Below are 16,654 nucleotides of genomic sequence, written 5' to 3' on the forward strand. Positions count from 1 at the left end.
CGCTTGCGCAATATCATGATCCATAATCTCTTCGTGGGTCGCTCCGGCGTAGTGGGTGACATATTCACCGTTTTTATAAAGTATCATGAGAGGAATCGGAAATTGCTGACCTACACCGATCGTTGAAGCGATCGCACGTGCAAGATTTTGATTATCGGATTTATTGGTGATAAGATAATTTCCCCCTTTGTATTTTTCACGAAAGGCATCGAGCTCGGCATTGCTTTTATCCTCTTCGATCGTAATCCCCATAACGATCAAATCGTCACCATATTTTTTCTGTAGATTACCGAGGTGCATCACTTCAGCTTGACACGGCGGGCACCATGTGGCAAAAACATCAAACAATACCACTTTGTCTTTCCCCGCATCCAGGGTAAAGTTGGCTCCCCGTTTTTCAACATTGTAACTTTTGCCTTGAGTATCCATAAGGGTAAAGTTGGCGGTCGAAACCATCGCTTCCTCAGGAGATTCTTTATTATCGCATCCTTGAAACAAAAGAGCCACAGCAAATAAAGAGATTAAAAAATGAGATATTCGCATACAAAACCTTTTTTAGAGTAAAATAATGAAGATTATAACGAAGCAAAGGTAAAAAGTGACCAAAAGCGATTTTAGGGCGCAGTGTCTGGAACGATTAAAAAATCTTCATAAAAGTACAAAAAATTATCGTGACGGAGAAGTCAGAGACGTTTTGGAGAAGGTTTTAAAAGAACTGAATCCAAAACGAGTCTTGGTTTTTTGGCCGATGGGATTTGAGACGGATATTCGAAAAAGTATCAAAAAATTGCGCCGTGATACAGAAGTATATCTGCCGTTTATGGATGGCGTCAGTTTCAAAATGGTACCATTGAGATACCCGTTGGAACGTAAAGCTTTTGGGATTTATGAGCCTCGGGATTCGTATAGAAAATATAATTTAATAGATGTAGCTATTGTCCCTGTAATAGGGGTAGACGGGTCACTGTGCCGAATAGGTTTCGGAAAAGGGATGTATGACCGATTTTTCCCCACCCTTAAAACGAAACCGTTTACAATATTTATCCAATCATACGCTTGCCGAACGACGAATATCGTATGTGATGATTATGATGTGCAAGGAGACCTGCTCATTACCCCAAACGGGGTGCAAAGTTTGAGGAAAACTAATGTTAAACGAACTACTCGTCGGGAGCGGCATCGCCGCCGTGAGCGGGTTAGTCGGATTTTTAATTTCAAAAAAGATTACCGGCGCACATTTTGATCTCTATTTAGAGCAGGCGAAAGCCAAAGCGAAAGCGATTGAAAATGAGGCGCAAATGATACTCGAACGCGCTTCTATCCGATCACGTGAAATCGAAAAAGAGGCGCAGAAACACTACGATGAAACGTATGAGCAAGTCAAAAAAGATTTGTCGATGCGTGAAGAGAAACTAGAACGCACCGAACGCGATTTTGAACATCTTAAACGTATGGAAGAGGATAAAATCGCTTCAGAACGAAGCAGTGTCGAAAATCGACGGCTCAATGTTGAACGTAATGAGCGTGCATTAGAGAAATTAAAAGAAGACTACCGCCAAAAAAGTGAACAATTAACGGTGATTGTAGAACAGCGTGCCGGATTATCGGCACATGAAGCAAAAGCAATCTTACTCGATCAAGTGCGTGAGAATGCGCGTCTTGAATTGGCTCGTGAAATGCGTGAAATTGAGGAAGAATCCAAAGAACAGCTCAAACGCAGAGCCAACTATATTTTAGCCCAGGCAACAACACGATTTGCCGGAGAATATGCGGCAGAACGCCTGATCAGTGTTATCCACCTCGATGACGATGAGCTCAAAGGGCGCATTATCGGAAAAGAGGGGCGCAATATCAAGGCCCTTGAAATGGTCAGCGGAGTCGACATCATCATCGATGAGACCCCGAATGCCATTATCGTGAGTTCATTCAACCTCTATCGGCGTGCAATCGCGACGAAAACGATTGAATTGCTCATTCAAGACGGTCGTATTCAGCCCGCACGAATCGAAGAGGTATACCAAAAAGTATGCGATGAATTCGAAGAAGCAATGCAGCGTGAAGGTGAAGATATCATTTTTGAGATGGGGCTGCAGGGGATACATCCGGAGCTTATCAAACTGATCGGAAGGCTGAAATACCGTTCAAGCTATGGACAGAATGCACTTGCCCATACCCTTGAAGTGGCGTACTTAGCCGGAATCATGGCTTCAGAGATGGGCGGTGATGTCAAACTTGCCCGCCGGGCAGGATTGTTGCACGATATCGGTAAATCGCTGACCCAAGAAAGCGGCGGGAGCCATGTTGATATCGGAGTCGAGTTATGCCGGCGCTATAATGAAGATCCGGTCGTCATCAATGCTATTTATGCCCATCACGGATACGAAGAGGTGAAAAGCATCGAGTGTGCGGCTGTGTGTGCGGCAGATACCCTATCTGCCGCCCGACCGGGAGCGCGCCGTGAAGTGCTTGAGAGTTTTTTACGCCGTGTCAGTGAAATCGAAGAGATCGCAACCCAAAAAGTCGGCGTCAAGCAAGCCTATGCGATCAATGCGGGACGGGAAGTGCGGGTTATCGTGAGCGCCCAGAGTGTCAATGACGATGAAACGGCATTGATTGCCCGGGAAATAGCCGATGAAATTTCACAGAAAGTGCAATTTCCGGGAGAAATCAAAGTCAATGTGATCCGTGAAAACCGTGTCGTTGAATACGCGCGATAGCTGATAATTTAGAAAAATATTTTATCACCGAATGTTATAGCGATGTGATATAAAAAGGGTATGATTGTCACAATAAGATGTTGAAAATCCAAAAGGGAGAAAGTACGATGAATAAAGAAGAGACGCTAACTCATCTTCGTAATGCAAAAAAAGCGCATATTACATGGGTCCACAGAGCCCATGCTCTTATTGAAGGACTTCCGGTTGAAAAGGAACAGGTCCCGGTCAGCTGTACCGATTGCAAATTCGGACAGTGGTTTTACGGTGAAGGACAAAGACTTGCCATGATGCCGAGTATGGATTGTCTGAAAGAGATTGAGAAACTTCATTTTGAACTGCACGATATGTATATGAAAATTTTTAAAATCTATTTCAGTGATGATGACCGTTCGTTTTTTTCTAAATTTTTCGGAACACGCAAAAAAATTCCTCAGCAGCAGCAAGATGTTGCCAAAGAGTATTACGGAGAGCTAAAAACGATTTCTGAAAAGCTTATTCTTATGATCGAACGGTTAGAACGACGCCTCTTCGCCCTTCAGGAGGGGAGTTTCGTTTAAAACGTAACCGCAATCATTCCCCGCAAGTCTCCCATCTTGTATCCCGTTGCCTTATCGTCCGGGTACGCCTCTTTAATCGCTTTTCCCAGAGGTGAATCGGTTGCTATCGCACCGTGGCATTTTAAACATGCTTCTTTATTGATAACGATCGGTTTGTAATAGACGCTTTGCCCGTTGGAGAGTTTTTTGAGCTCATACGGGGGAAGGGTTTCTTTCTTGTGCAGCATTGCTTCCCATTGTAAAATCAGATTTTTTTCTTCATCCGTTGCGGCATTGACCGGATTTCGGTTGAGGATGCTGACCCGTTTGATGGATGTCTGTGTCTCTTGTGCAATCTGATTGGTGAGAGCGAGGGCATTTTGGGAACAAAAATGGAGTGTCGCAATCGGCCCGCCCGATTGCATCTGTGTCGTCAGTTCACCGCCGAGTTTTTGGACGAGCAAAGCAGAAACGGCTGACCCTTTTTGGACCATTTGTTCGGATGTTAGCAGTTCGGCTGTGAGTAATGTGGAGACGAGTAAGAGCGGAAACAGTGATAAACGACTCATATGTATATCCTTGTATTATAGTTAGTATAATGTTATCGGATAAATATTAATCTTCATGCCAAGGCGTCAATCTAAATGTGCCTCTTCAGAATCATCATACGGATCGAGATGGATGAGGGCATAAATATTATTCTCCGGAAAGAGATTTTTTAAGGCAAGCTCAATCTTATCGCCGACCATATGGGCATCGTAGAGTGAAGTACTGACACTGAAAACGATATGGACACTGATATTGATGTCCGATCCTGAACGGCGGGTTCGCAGATCGTGATGGCTGCTGATGTCGAGCTGTGAGTTTAAAAGTTTATTGATCTTGGTAACACTCTCCGCATCGAGCGCGGCATCGAGTAACATCAATATCCCCTCTTTGATCAACGGAAATGCAGAATAGAGCATATAGCCGCTGATCCCAATCCCTAGAATCGGATCGACGAGGGTATAGTCGGTCAGGGCGATAAACGCGAGGGCGGCCAATACCGCACCGTTGCTCAGGAGGTCGGTTTGATAGTGGAGCGCATCGGCTTTGATGACCATGTTGCCTGTTTTGTTGGCAACGTACCGGAGAAACAAAACCAAAGCGGCGGTAATAACGATGGATGCCGCCATGACGATGATGGATGAATTTAAATGTTCGACGGTGCTCCCCTGAACGATTTTTGAGATCGATTCGTAAAGAATAAAGAGTGCCGAAAGGCTGATGATCGTCCCTTCAATGACAGCGGCTAGAGGTTCAAGCTTGCGCCGTCCGAAATTGAAATGTTCATCGGGTTCTTTATCGGAGTGATGAAGCGCAAAATAGTTGAAGAGGGAAACGACCATATCGAGCAGTGAGTCGATTGCAGAAGCCAATACGGCAACAGATCCGCTCAGTATTCCGACGGAAAGTTTAAACGTAACCAATAAGAAGGCAACAAGGGTAGAGATAAGAGTGGCTTTTTGTTCAATACGCATGGTGCGATTTTAGCCTAATATTGCTAAAATTACGGCATTAAGCCAAGGAGAAAATATGGATCTCAATGCGGTTCGACAAGAGCGCTTAAAATGGATGGAATGGAAAAATATTGCTCCGCTTCGCAATGCAATCAATCAGCTCCCGAATATCAAATCATCGGTCGCACTCGGCAATACGGTCCGTCTTACTACCGATGAGGTGATCGATGTGGAGGAGTTGGAACGGATTGCACGTCTGATGATGCCGTGGCGTAAAGGACCGTTTGACCTTTTCGGTCTTTTTATCGATACCGAGTGGCGCAGTGACCTTAAATATAATTTTCTCCGTCCCCATTTTAATCTGAGCGGTAAAAAAGTAGCCGATATCGGATGTAATAACGGCTACTATATGTTCCGGTTTCTCGAAGATGCTCCCGCTAAAATCGTCGGTTTTGACCCCTCCGCACTGTTTAAATCGCAGTTTGATCTGATCAACCATTTTGTCAAAAGCGACATTGTGTATGAGTTATTGGGGGTGGAACATCTCCCGTTTTATGAAGAAAAGTTTGATGTGATTTTTTGTCTGGGAGTCCTTTATCACCGCAGCGACCCGATCGCAATGTTGAAAGCGCTGGGGCAGGGCTTGGAAAAAGGGGGAGAGATTTATCTCGATACCTTTATTATTGACGGGGATGAAGCACATGCACTTTGTCCGAGCGGAAGTTATTCAAAAATTACGAATGTCTATTTTGTACCGACACTGAAAGCATTGGAGAATTGGTGTATCCGTGCAGGGTTTACCACTTTTGAAGTACTTGGAACCGTGTTGACGACATCGGAAGAACAACGCAAAACCGACTGGATTGAATCGCAAAGCCTTGAAGATTTTCTCGATCCTGCCGATAGTAGCAAAACAATAGAGGGATATCCCGCTCCGAAGCGGGGATACATACGAATCAAGAAAGGGTAGTTTTGGCAAAAGATCAGACAGGAACATCAGCAGAAGAGTCTATACAGATTTCGATTACTCAACAAACATCGCTGAATACGCATGAGCGGGTAAACAGTTCTTATAGCGGTGATATTGTTAAATTAGAGATTGGATATTCTAAGGTTTTATTAGAAACCAGCGAATTAATGCGGGCGGATGAGGTAGGGCTGGTCCATGGAGGATTTATCTTCAGTGCGGCTGATTTTGCAGCGATGGCGGCAGTGAATGAACCCAATGTCGTGTTGGCTTCGTGCAACTGCCTTTTTCTGGCTCCGGTGAGAGTGGGAGACCGTGTCACATTCGAAGCGACCGAACACCAAAAAGAGGGGCGCAAACGCAACGTTACCGTTCGCGGATTCGTACATGATATCAAAGTTTTCGAGGGAGAGTTTAAAACCGTTGTGACTGAACGTCATGTTCTCCGTTTGGATCTTATGAAAAACGTTGAAAATTAAACGACACTCAGCCAATAGTCGACATTGCGCAGCTCTTTTTGGACACTCGTCGGATTGCCGTGTCCAGGATAGAGGGTTTGGTTGCTGCTCCATCGGGAAAACTTTTTGAGACTTTGTCGCATTGCTTCTGCATCGGAGTAGGGAAAGTCCCAACGTCCGATAGACCCCTCGAATAAAAAGTCTCCGCTAAAAACTGCATCACCGATCTCGATCATCGAACACCCCGGACAGTGCCCCGGAAAATGGTGGAATTTTACTTCAATCCCCTCAATCGTAAAATTTTGATCTCCATCTACTTCAATATCCGGTGTAGAGGGCGGCAACCCCGGCATCCAGCTGCTGTTTTGGAGCAGCATGACATCCCCTTTGGGAGTATAGAGGGGAATATTCAGTTTTTTCTGCAGTTCGCTATTGCTCCACACATGATCAAAATGGCCGTGTGTATTGAGAATGGCGACAGGATTGGCAACGTTTGCCATCACCCACTCGGTAGCCCCCATACCCGGATCAATAATAATCTCTTTGCCGTCGATTTTGACGATATAGCAGTTCGTTTGGTAGTCACCCATAGGGCGTTTGAGGATTTCCATCATAAGCTCTTTTTTTAGCCAAATTCTAGCATAATTACTTCTATGGAACTTTACACAACACTCGAATCAATTTTAACTTCACAAACACCCCGTGAAAAGATTGCGGCTTTTCATGATTTTTATATCCGTTTCCAAAAGGGTGAAGCCGTGCGTGATTCGCACGCCCCGACCACTATTTTTGTGAACCCCTCCTACCGTGACTTTTGTACGATAACCGATCCCAAAGAGGTTCCCAGACGGACAAAGCTCAATACGGCTCAAGGGCAGACATTATTACTCCATGCGATTGCCCATATCGAATACAGCGCAATCGATCTCGCCCTCGATGCGGTGTACCGTTTTCGGGGACTGGGCGAAGCGTACGAACGCGATTGGCTGGAAGTGGCAGACGATGAGGTGCGCCATTTTGAGATGATCGATGCTTTGTTGCGGGAACTGGGAAGTTATTACGGAGAGTATCCGGTGCATGATGCGCTGTTTGAAGCCTCGATGCGGACCTTGGATTTACAAGAACGAATGGCCGTAGTACCGAGATATCTTGAAGCTAACGGATTGGATGCGACACCGCTGATATTGCGAAAACTCCAGCCTCACGGGAAAGACCCGATGATTCAAAAGATTATCGCGGCACTCCATATCATTTTGGACGAAGAGGTCGATCATGTCCGAAAAGGGGACAGATGGTTCGAGTATGCCTGCAAGTGTTCGGGAAAAGAACTCTCAAGCTATTTCGAGATCATCGAAAAGCACTATCCCAACAGTTTTCCCCGTAAAATCGATATTAATTGCACGGCGAGAGCCCAAGCCGGATTTAAACAAGAAGAACTCTCTAAAATCTCATTAACCTCGTGTTGATACTTCGTTACCAAAATTAGTTATAATACAAATTGTTAATACTACAATAAGGTTGAGCGGTGGGTAAATACGAGCTTGTCAGCCGTTATTTAAGCGAATTTTTGGATCAGGAAGTTCGTAAGACAGGTCTGAAAAAAGTTGTTATTGGCTTGAGCGGCGGCATTGATTCGGCGGTTGTAGCGGTGTTGGCACATCGTGCATTCGGCGATGATTTACTCTGTGTCAAAATGCCGTCGCATTATTCATCTCAAAGTTCTTTGGACGATGCGGATGAATTATGCTCGACTTTTAATCTTCGATCTGAAGTCCATAGTATCGAACCGATGCTTCGTGCCTATGAAAATCCCGAAATGTCACCGCTTCGGGTGGGGAATCTTTCCGCTAGGTTACGAATGGTAACGCTGTTCGATATTTCGGCGCGCGAGGGGGCTTTGGTGCTGGGAACCAGCAACAAAAGCGAACTGATGCTCGGATACGGAACGCTTTACGGGGATTTGGCGAGTGCGCTCAATCCTATTGGGGATCTATACAAAACCGAAGTATTCGAGCTTGCACGGCATCTCAGTATTCCCGACTCGATTGTTTCAAAGCCTCCTTCAGCGGATTTATGGGCTGGGCAGAGTGATGAAACGGAGATCGGTTATCCGTATGCGGATTTGGATCGTGTGTTAAAACGTTACGTTGAGGAACGCCATACCTGCGAGGAGATGATCGCAGATGGAGAAAACCCTCAATTGGTCGATATGATAGTGATGAGAATTTATAAGAATCAGTTTAAACGAAAGATGCCAATAATAGCAAAATTGACTTCACGTACGGTCAATCATGATTTTAATTATCCCAGAGATATAACCCTATAAAAGGAAGAAAAATGAGTATCCCATTTTACCGCGTAGAAGTTGGCGGAGACGAACGTGAAAAAATCGACGAAGTACTCGACGGAGATGCACCGAATATTATCGAAGATTTGGAAGCGGCATTTGAATCCTATGTCGGAGCTTCGTATGCACTGGCTACTTCCCATGGAACGGCAGCGTTGCATCTGGCGATGTTGGCCATCGATCTGAAACGGGGCGATAAAGTTCTGTGTTCGATCAATGCATACCCTTCTGTACCGGAGGTTGTGCGCCATTTCGATGCAGAACCGATCTTTATTGATATCAACCCGGATACCTTTACCATCGATTTAGAGAAACTTGAAGCCTATTTGAGCGAAAACAAATCCAAAAAACTCAAAGCTGTCATTGTTTCGCATATCGCGGGACAAAGTGTTGATCTGGACCGTTTATACGGCATTGCCAAGCTTTATGACGTCAAAATCGTTGAAGATGCGTCTGATGCCTTGGGTGCAACGTATAAAGGACGAAAAATCGGCTCGACGGGTGCGGATATCACCTGTTTTGATTTCAGTCCCCATTTGCGCCGCAATGTATGCAATGGCGGGATGCTGGTCTGTGATGATGAAGAGATCATGGAACGGGCCAAGTCTCTTAGACATCATGCTATGGTCATAGAAGATGAGGGGTTAGGGTACATCTACGATGTGACCGACATCGGAAGCCAATACATGATCAGCCCTTTGGATGCGGCAACGATTCTGATACAGCTAGAGAAACAAGATGACAATATCGAACGTCAACGGGCGATCGCCGAGACTTTTAATGAACGGCTGGCCGATGCGCCGCATATCAAGCTCCCCGTAGCCAATGATGAGCATGCCTATTCGTTATACATTATCAAAGTGGATAAAAATCGTGACTCGTTTGCACGTGAATTGGCCGCTCGCGGAATCGAGTGCGGTCTGCATTATATTCCGCTCCATTTATTGAGCTATTATAAGTCGAAATATTCATTGCGGGTCAACGATTTTCCGGTTGCGCTCCGCAACTATCAACAAGTTCTCTCGATTCCAAACTACGCTGCGCTCAGCGATGAAGAGGTAGAAGAGATTTGTGACGCAATTTTGGATGTAGCTTCCACACGCGTTTGAAACGTTTTTGGGTGCAATGGGGTGAACGGTATCTGTATCACCCTTCGCTGACCCAAAAAATACTCTCCGTTCTCCTTTTACCTTTCAGCTGGATTTATTGTTTGATTGCCTATCTGCGATACCGTCGCAGTGTCCCGAAAAGCTTTGGAATACCGGTTGTCAGTATCGGCAATCTTACGGTCGGCGGAAGCGGGAAAACTCCGGTCGTCATCGAATTAGCGAAGCATTTTGCCAAACCGGCGATTGTGTTACGCGGATACGGACGCAAAAGCCGCGGTATGATCGTGGTCAAAGATAAATCCACCATTCTCTGTGATGTTATCAAAAGCGGCGATGAAGCGATGCTGTATGCACAATCGCTTGCGAATGCTACGGTGATCGTGAGTGAGATCCGAGAACGCGGTATTGCAGAAGCTAAAGCAATGGGGTGCGAAGTCGTATTGCTGGATGATGGCTACGGTAAACACACGATTGAGAAACTGGATCTTCTGATCGATGTAAAAACACCGAACCGTTTTTGTCTTCCGAGCGGAGCCTACCGCGAACGGTTATGGAAAAACAAAGCTGTCGTGATGGTCATTGAGGGGAAATCCTTCACCCGTTCGGTCAAGGTACAGAATCCGACACCGAATATGGTATTGGTCACGGGGATAGCCCGCCCGGAAAGACTGGACCCTTATTTACCTCCGGTCAGTGCAAAAGTCTATTTTGAAGATCACCATTTTTTCAACCAGGGAGAATTAGAAGCGATTGTTGAGCGTACCGGAGCAACAAGTCTCTTGGTAACTTCGAAAGACTTTGTTAAAATGTCGTCTTTTAATCTCAAACTTTCCATTTTGGAACTCTCCATCGAGTTAGATGAAGTACTGATAAAATCTGTCAAGGAATACACCGATGCAAAAAAAGATTGATACCGTCAAAACCCTGATGGACGCGATGCCGTTCATCAAGGAGTTTCGTGATGAGATCGTTGTCATTAAATACGGCGGTTCAGCGCAAAGTTCCAATGAACTCAAAGCAAAATTTGCCCAGGATATTGTATTGCTCCATCTTGTAGGGGTAAAAGTGGTCATCGTTCACGGCGGCGGAAGCCGTATCTCTCAACTCCTCAGTGATCTTAAAATCCCGACGGAGTTTATTGACGGTGAACGGGTCAGCACTCCGGACGTGATGCGGATCGTTGAAATGGTACTCAGCGGCGAGATCAATAAAGAGATTACGTCGCTGCTCAACTCCCATGGAGCCAAAGCGATCGGGATCAGCGGCAAAGATGCCCACTTTTTGATGGCGAAGCCGAAAGACGAAGCAAAATTCGGTCTTACCGGACGGGTCGAGAGCGTGAAAGCCGATGTCATCCATAACCTCTTGCGCGAAGGATTTATCCCCGTTATTGCCCCGATCGGTGCCGATCCGATTGTCGGACATCCGGGATACAATATCAATGCGGATCTCGCGGCATCGTTCATCGCCAAAGAGATCGGTGCGTGTAAAGTGATCTTTATGACCGATACTCCGGGCGTATTGAACAAAAATAAAGAACTTCTCTCCACCTTGAGCGAAGAACAGGTCGAAACCTTGAAAGCCAACGGTACGATCAGCGGCGGAATGGTTCCGAAAGTAGATGCCTGTCTTGAAGCGGTTGACGGCGGGGTCAATAAGGCCCATATCATCGACGGACGGATTGAACACGCTATTTTATTGGAGCTTTTCACCTCTGAAGGCGTCGGAACTCAGATCACCCTCTAAGCAAGCCCTGATAGCGGCTTTGCTATAATCACAAAAATTTTATAAAGTGGCACAATGAAATTTATTGAAACACGCGGTAATGACGGAATCAATCCACAGGAGATCACCTTTTCAGAGGCGATTCTAAGCCCTATCGCTTCCTTCGGCGGTTTGTATGTTCCCGATGCTCTTCCGAATTTAGGGGAAGCTTTTTTAACGAAGCATTTGAACTCTTCGTACAAAGTACTGGCAAAAGATCTTCTTACAACCCTTGCGATCGATATCGAGCCCTCTATCATTGATGAAGCGTTGTCTTTGTACGATAAATTTGATGATCCTGCCAACCCGGTTCCCGTGGTTAAAGTTCGGGATGATCTCTATGTGAGTGAACTCTATCACGGTCCGACCAGAGCTTTTAAAGATATGGCATTGCAGCCTTTCGGTGTTGTCCTCTCATCGATTGCCCAAAAACGGGGAGACGAGTATCTGATTCTTGCCGCAACCAGCGGTGATACCGGTCCTGCCGCACTTGAGACGTTTAAAAACAGACCTAATGTCCGAGTCGTATGTCTCTACCCTGATGGGGGGACATCGGATGTTCAGCGTCTTCAAATGGTGACCGAAGATGCAGCGAATCTCAAAGTAATCGGGATCAAAGGGGACTTTGACGATGCGCAAAGCGCGTTAAAACGTCTTTTGGGTTCGACGACATTCAAAGATGCGTTAAAAGCCAAAAACATCTCCCTTTCAGCGGCCAACTCAGTGAATTTCGGACGGATTATTTTTCAAACCGTTTACCATATTCATAGCTACCTTGAACTGGTGCGTAAAAATGTGATCAGTATGGGTGAAAAAGTCTATCTGGATGTTCCGAGCGGGAATTTCGGTAATGCGCTGGGCGGATATTATGCATACAAAATGGGTCTTCCGGTTGAGAAAATCATTATCGCTTCGAACGAAAATAATGTCTTGACCCGTTTGATCAATACCGGGCGCTACGACCTGCGCGGCGAAAAAGTCGTTCCGACAACTTCTCCGGCAATGGATATTCTGATCTCCAGTAACATTGAACGTATTTTGTTTGATCTGTTTGGATCTGCGAGAACGAAAGAGTTGATGCAAGGATTGGAGAATGATCGGTTTTATGCTCTCAGCGATGATGAGACGATGAAGCTTCAGGAGATGTTTGCCGCCGATTACTGTAACGGTGCCGAGGGCAAGGGATATATCAAAGAAGCGTTTGATCACGGTTATTTGATGGATCCCCATACGGCGACATGTTTCAAAGCGTATGATTGCTGTGCGACAAAATCTCTTAAGACAATTGTCTATTCAACGGCGGAGTGGACGAAGTTTTCTCCGACGATTGCCAATGCTTTAACCGGGGAAAAAGATACCAATGACATCGATGCGCTTGAATCGATCTCCAAAACGGCAAAAACACCGATTCCGGAGATGATTAAAGGGTTGTTTTCAAAACCTATTGCACAACCGACGGTCATCGATAAAGAAAATATCGAAAAAGAGATTCTTTCGTTTCTTTAAAAACAAACCCCTGAATTTCCTCTTCAAAAGAGGAAGAGGGATGTTATTTGCTGCCGTTGCGGTGCATCGGATGCTGGTAATCGGTTTTTTCACATCCGCTGAGCATCAAAACGGCAGCAGCGGAAAATAAAAGTGCTGCTATAATTGTTTTTTTCATCTCTATCCTTTCTGTGTAATGCTTTCATTTTGATTTAATGCCAGTTCAATTTCCATCATTTTGATCTCTTCATCTCCCCAAATCAGGATTTTTTTGGAAGTTCTCAGATTCAATTTGTTTTTGGAAGGATACTGAACACTTGCTAAAATATGTTTAATACAATTGATGCGGGCTTTTTTCTTATTATCGGAGCGGATAATTATCCATGGAGATTTCCCGTTGTGGGAAGCACGCAGCATTGAGTACTTCGCGACAGTATATTTCTCCCATAACTCTTGCGATTTGGCATCGACCGGCGAGAGTTTGTATTGTTTGAGAGGATCGGTTTTACGCTCTTTGAATCGTCTTGCCTGTTCTTTTTTAGAGACAGAAAAATAAAACTTGAAGAGGATGATTCCGGAGTTGACGAGCATCTCTTCAAATCCGCTGACATGGTTCAAAAATTCATTGTGTTCTTTTTCCGTACAAAAGCCCATGACCGGTTCTACTCCGCCGCGATTGTACCAGCTTCGATCGAAGAGAACGATTTCTCCGGCACTTGGGAGGTGCTGTGCATAGCGTTGGAAGTACCATTGGGTTTTTTCGACGTCAGAGGGTTTGTCGAGGGCGACGACGCGGGCACCGCGAGGATTGAGATGTTCGGTGATCCTCTTGATCGTACCTCCCTTTCCGGCGGCATCACGCCCTTCAAAGATCATTAGAACTTTCAATCCTTCGTCTTTGACATGGTTTTGGAGTTTCAGGAGTTCGATCTGCAGTGTCTTAAGCTCGGCTTCGTAATCTAAAACCGACTTTTTAACCCAGATAGGAAGACGCTCTTCTCTCGAACTGTGTTGACGTTTTTCTTGCTCATTTTCTTCTTGATTTTTGCGTCGGTCTTCGTGAATTATCTCTTCAAGTTTCTTGGCTTCATTGATTTCGGTTATAGCCATGGAGTGTTTTGCGCCCACCTAAACTCCTTTTTTCCAATTATAACGTTGAAGTGATTAATTCATTAAGCTGTGCAACCTCTTGGGTTGCCGCAAAACAAGAATTTTCGCCGCAAACGGTAAATTCATTGAGTGTCTCATCATTTTTGAGAAGAACAAAAGGATAGGCTAACGGAAGATTTATCCGAGAAAGCGCATCCGATTTATTTTTGATGATACGCTGCTCTTTGATCTGGCGGATCACTTCAGCGGTCAGGGTTGGATAATAGATCGGTGTTTTCATCAGTTTTATCGATACATATTCGAGGCTTTTAAAGGCGAAATGGCGATATTTGGAATCGACTAATATTCCAAGGCTTTGCAATACATTGATCATGATTGCCATCGCACTGGGGTATGTCCCATCATCGAGTTCCGCGACGGTGGTAAAAGCGCCTCGGCTGAAATACCACTTTCCATCATCATAAAAAAGTTCCAGCGCTTTATGGGCAAAGCGCTGTGCATCGATGAGATAACGCTCTTCCAGTGTTGCTTGATACCCTTCAACGAGGGCACTGCACAGATAGGCATAGTCTTCCAAGAATGCCTCGATTTTAGGTGTTTTATGGATAAGTGTGGAGTGTTGAAGCTGATTATCGAGAAACATCGACTCTTTGAGTTTATCCAGGCTTCGGACGGCTTGGGCTGTGTAGGAACTTTGTGTTCGTCCCAGAACGAATAAGGCTTTGATCATCATTGCATTCCAGGCCGTAATTACTTTTCGGTCAATAAAAGGGTAGGTGCGTGCTTGGCGCAGAGTACGCAGCGCAGCACGAAAAGGTTCAAACCATAGGGGATGCTGTAGCGATGACAGACGGATGATGCAGTGCTCTTCGAAATTGCCCTCAGGTACTGCTCCGATTATCTTCGCAGCTTCGTGCGGGTCAGAAACGTTACACGTTTCGAGAGCAGAAAGGATCTCATCATAGGAGTAGACAAAGTATTTCCCCTCTTCACCCTCACTGTCGGCATCACTGGCACTGTAAAAGAGATCATCCTTCATCATAAAATTCATCATGAAGTCGGCACTTTCACGGGCAATACGAAGATACTCGTCATTATGGTAAAGCATTCCGGCATCGGCATATAGGGTACAGAGGAGGGCATTGTCATAGGTCATCTTTTCAAAATGGGGAACCAGCCACACTTCATCGGTGCTGTATCGGCAAAATCCGCCGTCAATATGGTCATACATCCCGCCGAGTGCCATGGAATCAAGGGTATGCGTAATCATTGAGCGTATTTTTGCATCAGGTTCGATTCGATCGATCGTTATCAAGGTTTGCAAAGTGGAGACATGGGGGAATTTCGGCGATTTGGAGAACCCGCCATTGGTTTCATCATAGTTATGTGCCGACTGCAGCGTGAATTGGGTGATAATCTTATCATTCAGAACGGTTGCCTGTACGGGTTCATTTTTAGGACGGAGAAAGGCGGTGATCTCATCGGCATTTTGAAACAGTTTTTCATCATTGGCCGCTACTTTTTCAGCGATAATGGCCGTGAGTTCGCTGAATCCCATCATCTGGTTTTGATTAAACGGAGGAATATAGGTTGCGGCATAAAAAGGTTTGTTCTGAGGTGTGCAAAAAATGGAGAGCGGCCAGCCTCCGCTTCTGCGGTTGAGAAGCATATGAAGCTCTTGGTAGTGTTTGTCGATATCAGGACGTTCTTCGCGATCGACTTTGATACAGATGAAATGTTCATTCACAAATGCGGCGATTTCAGGATTTTCAAATACTTCATGTTCCATTACATGGCACCAATGGCAGCTGCTGTATCCGATAGAGATAAAAATGGCTTTTTGTTCACGCTCCGCACGCTCAAATGCTTCATCGCACCATGGATACCAATCGAGGGGATTTTCTTTATGTTGCTGAAGATAAGGGGAGTCTTCGAAGGCGAGACGGTTGGACATGGTATATTCCTTAGATTTCTGCCTCAAAGAGGCTGGCTTTAGTGTCTTAGCGGTTTAGCGTAGTAAAAGGGATGTATTTTCTTCTACGTTCAAAATAATGTCTGTAGTGTAGCATTTGAGGCTATGAGTAAGCTGAAAAATATTAACAATGTTACTCTGTGAGTTTCGTAACAGATAATTGCGGTAAAATTAAGGAAGAATTTTAAATGAGGCTACAGTATGCGCTGGATATTTTTATTACTTATTTCATTAAACGTTTGGGGCGTCGGTTTTTTACAGCCGGCAGAGGCTTTTAAACCCAAAATCAGTCTCATCGATGATAATACCGTCGGTGTTGAGATTGAATTGGGAAAAAATATCTATGTTTATAAAGACAAACTCAAAGTCGAAGATGCAAATCTCAATGACGGGATTGATTTTGCATCTGTGAGTATGGCTGAGGCAATAGATCATGAGGGTGAAAAAGTTTTTGAAAATTCTCCGGCCATACGTATTAAATTAACGAAAAGTGCCGATCTCATCGGCCCCCAGACGATAGGGGTTAAACTCTCTTATCAAGGGTGTTCTTCGGCCGGTTTGTGTTATGAGCCTATGGAGACGGCACTTACTATACCGGTCAATGCCGACAAATTAATCTCCGGCGACACTGTGAGTTCACCGCTCCTCAAAGCTCCAGCAGCGAAGAGTGTAAGTGCGGAGGCCGTTGCA

General features: G+C 45.1%; 18 protein-coding genes. 12 read left to right on the forward strand and 6 right to left on the reverse strand.

The window, feature by feature from the left end; genetic code table 11:
- Positions 1 to 543 (reverse strand): TlpA family protein disulfide reductase (locus WAO38_RS06390; protein ID WP_422235447.1); only part of this gene is annotated, 543 nt, incomplete at its 3' end.
- A 55-nt stretch (positions 544 to 598) separates the two neighbouring features.
- Here WAO38_RS06390 and WAO38_RS06395 point away from each other — a divergent pair.
- The 3 genes from WAO38_RS06395 to WAO38_RS06405 all read left to right on the forward strand — a co-directional run bounded on the left by WAO38_RS06395 (position 599) and on the right by WAO38_RS06405 (position 3,274).
- Positions 599 to 1,243: a 5-formyltetrahydrofolate cyclo-ligase gene (locus WAO38_RS06395; protein WP_422235448.1), complete on the forward strand. Its 645-nt coding sequence runs from the start codon at positions 599 to 601 to the stop codon at positions 1,241 to 1,243.
- On the forward strand, positions 1,149 to 2,717 hold the full coding sequence (gene rny / locus WAO38_RS06400) for a ribonuclease Y (RefSeq protein WP_422235450.1): 1,569 nt from the start codon (positions 1,149 to 1,151) through the stop codon (positions 2,715 to 2,717). The genes WAO38_RS06395 and rny overlap by 95 nt, the downstream gene beginning before the upstream one ends.
- 107 nt (positions 2,718 to 2,824) lie before the next feature.
- Positions 2,825 to 3,274 carry a CZB domain-containing protein gene (locus WAO38_RS06405; protein ID WP_422235452.1) on the forward strand — a complete coding sequence of 150 codons (450 nt, stop codon included), beginning with the start codon at positions 2,825 to 2,827 and terminating at the stop codon, positions 3,272 to 3,274.
- Here the strand turns inward: WAO38_RS06405 and WAO38_RS06410 are convergent.
- Together WAO38_RS06410 and WAO38_RS06415 are read right to left on the reverse strand one after the other, a co-directional pair.
- Entirely contained in the window at positions 3,271 to 3,822 is a 552-nt protein-coding gene (locus tag WAO38_RS06410; protein WP_422235454.1) for a Tll0287-like domain-containing protein, read from the reverse strand. The genes WAO38_RS06405 and WAO38_RS06410 overlap by 4 nt on opposite strands.
- A gap of 66 nt (positions 3,823 to 3,888) precedes the next feature.
- Positions 3,889 to 4,773, reverse strand: a complete 885-nt coding sequence (locus WAO38_RS06415) for a cation diffusion facilitator family transporter (protein WP_422235456.1) — start codon at positions 4,771 to 4,773, stop codon at positions 3,889 to 3,891.
- Between the two features lie 55 nt (positions 4,774 to 4,828).
- On the opposite strand from WAO38_RS06415, the gene cmoB reads away from it, so the two are divergent.
- Together cmoB and WAO38_RS06425 are read left to right on the forward strand one after the other, a co-directional pair.
- Positions 4,829 to 5,722: a tRNA 5-methoxyuridine(34)/uridine 5-oxyacetic acid(34) synthase CmoB gene (cmoB, locus tag WAO38_RS06420; RefSeq protein WP_422235457.1), complete on the forward strand. Its 894-nt coding sequence runs from the start codon at positions 4,829 to 4,831 to the stop codon at positions 5,720 to 5,722.
- A gap of 2 nt (positions 5,723 to 5,724) precedes the next feature.
- Entirely contained in the window at positions 5,725 to 6,198 is a 474-nt protein-coding gene (locus WAO38_RS06425) for a hotdog domain-containing protein (protein ID WP_422235458.1), read from the forward strand.
- Here WAO38_RS06425 and WAO38_RS06430 read toward each other — a convergent pair.
- Positions 6,195 to 6,788: an MBL fold metallo-hydrolase gene (locus WAO38_RS06430; RefSeq protein WP_422235474.1), complete on the reverse strand. Its 594-nt coding sequence runs from the start codon at positions 6,786 to 6,788 to the stop codon at positions 6,195 to 6,197. The genes WAO38_RS06425 and WAO38_RS06430 overlap by 4 nt on opposite strands.
- A gap of 42 nt (positions 6,789 to 6,830) precedes the next feature.
- Between WAO38_RS06430 and WAO38_RS06435 the strand changes: the two genes are divergently transcribed.
- From WAO38_RS06435 to thrC, 6 genes are read left to right on the forward strand one after another with little or no spacing between them, the layout of a single operon-like run.
- Complete coding sequence (locus WAO38_RS06435; RefSeq protein WP_422235460.1) at positions 6,831 to 7,643, forward strand: ferritin-like domain-containing protein; 813 nt, start codon at positions 6,831 to 6,833, stop codon at positions 7,641 to 7,643.
- A 59-nt stretch (positions 7,644 to 7,702) separates the two neighbouring features.
- Positions 7,703 to 8,503 carry an NAD+ synthase gene (locus WAO38_RS06440; protein WP_422235462.1) on the forward strand — a complete coding sequence of 267 codons (801 nt, stop codon included), beginning with the start codon at positions 7,703 to 7,705 and terminating at the stop codon, positions 8,501 to 8,503.
- 11 nt (positions 8,504 to 8,514) lie between these two features.
- Positions 8,515 to 9,633 (forward strand): DegT/DnrJ/EryC1/StrS family aminotransferase, encoded by a 1,119-nt coding sequence (locus WAO38_RS06445; RefSeq protein ID WP_422235464.1) that lies wholly within the window; start codon positions 8,515 to 8,517, stop codon positions 9,631 to 9,633.
- Positions 9,630 to 10,544 (forward strand): tetraacyldisaccharide 4'-kinase, encoded by a 915-nt coding sequence (locus WAO38_RS06450; RefSeq protein WP_422235466.1) that lies wholly within the window; start codon positions 9,630 to 9,632, stop codon positions 10,542 to 10,544. Before WAO38_RS06445 ends, WAO38_RS06450 begins: the two co-directional genes overlap by 4 nt.
- Positions 10,528 to 11,379 carry an acetylglutamate kinase gene (gene argB / locus WAO38_RS06455; protein ID WP_422235468.1) on the forward strand — a complete coding sequence of 284 codons (852 nt, stop codon included), beginning with the start codon at positions 10,528 to 10,530 and terminating at the stop codon, positions 11,377 to 11,379. Before WAO38_RS06450 ends, argB begins: the two co-directional genes overlap by 17 nt.
- Positions 11,380 to 11,433: 54 nt before the next feature.
- Complete coding sequence (gene thrC, locus WAO38_RS06460) at positions 11,434 to 12,903, forward strand: threonine synthase (protein ID WP_422235469.1); 1,470 nt, start codon at positions 11,434 to 11,436, stop codon at positions 12,901 to 12,903.
- A 159-nt stretch (positions 12,904 to 13,062) separates the two neighbouring features.
- Here thrC and ppk2 read toward each other — a convergent pair whose 3' ends face one another.
- Positions 13,063 to 13,992 carry a polyphosphate kinase 2 gene (gene ppk2 / locus WAO38_RS06465; RefSeq protein WP_422235476.1) on the reverse strand — a complete coding sequence of 310 codons (930 nt, stop codon included), beginning with the start codon at positions 13,990 to 13,992 and terminating at the stop codon, positions 13,063 to 13,065.
- A gap of 37 nt (positions 13,993 to 14,029) precedes the next feature.
- A complete protein-coding gene (locus tag WAO38_RS06470) occupies positions 14,030 to 15,946 on the reverse strand; it encodes a thioredoxin domain-containing protein (protein ID WP_422235471.1) in 1,917 nt (638 codons plus the stop codon).
- Positions 15,947 to 16,165: 219 nt separating this feature from the next.
- On the opposite strand from WAO38_RS06470, the gene WAO38_RS06475 reads away from it, so the two are divergent.
- Positions 16,166 to 16,654 (forward strand): protein-disulfide reductase DsbD N-terminal domain-containing protein (locus WAO38_RS06475; RefSeq protein ID WP_422235472.1); only part of this gene is annotated, 489 nt, incomplete at its 3' end.

This window comes from Sulfuricurvum sp., assembly GCF_049277495.1.
GTDB lineage: Bacteria > Campylobacterota > Campylobacteria > Campylobacterales > Sulfurimonadaceae > Sulfuricurvum.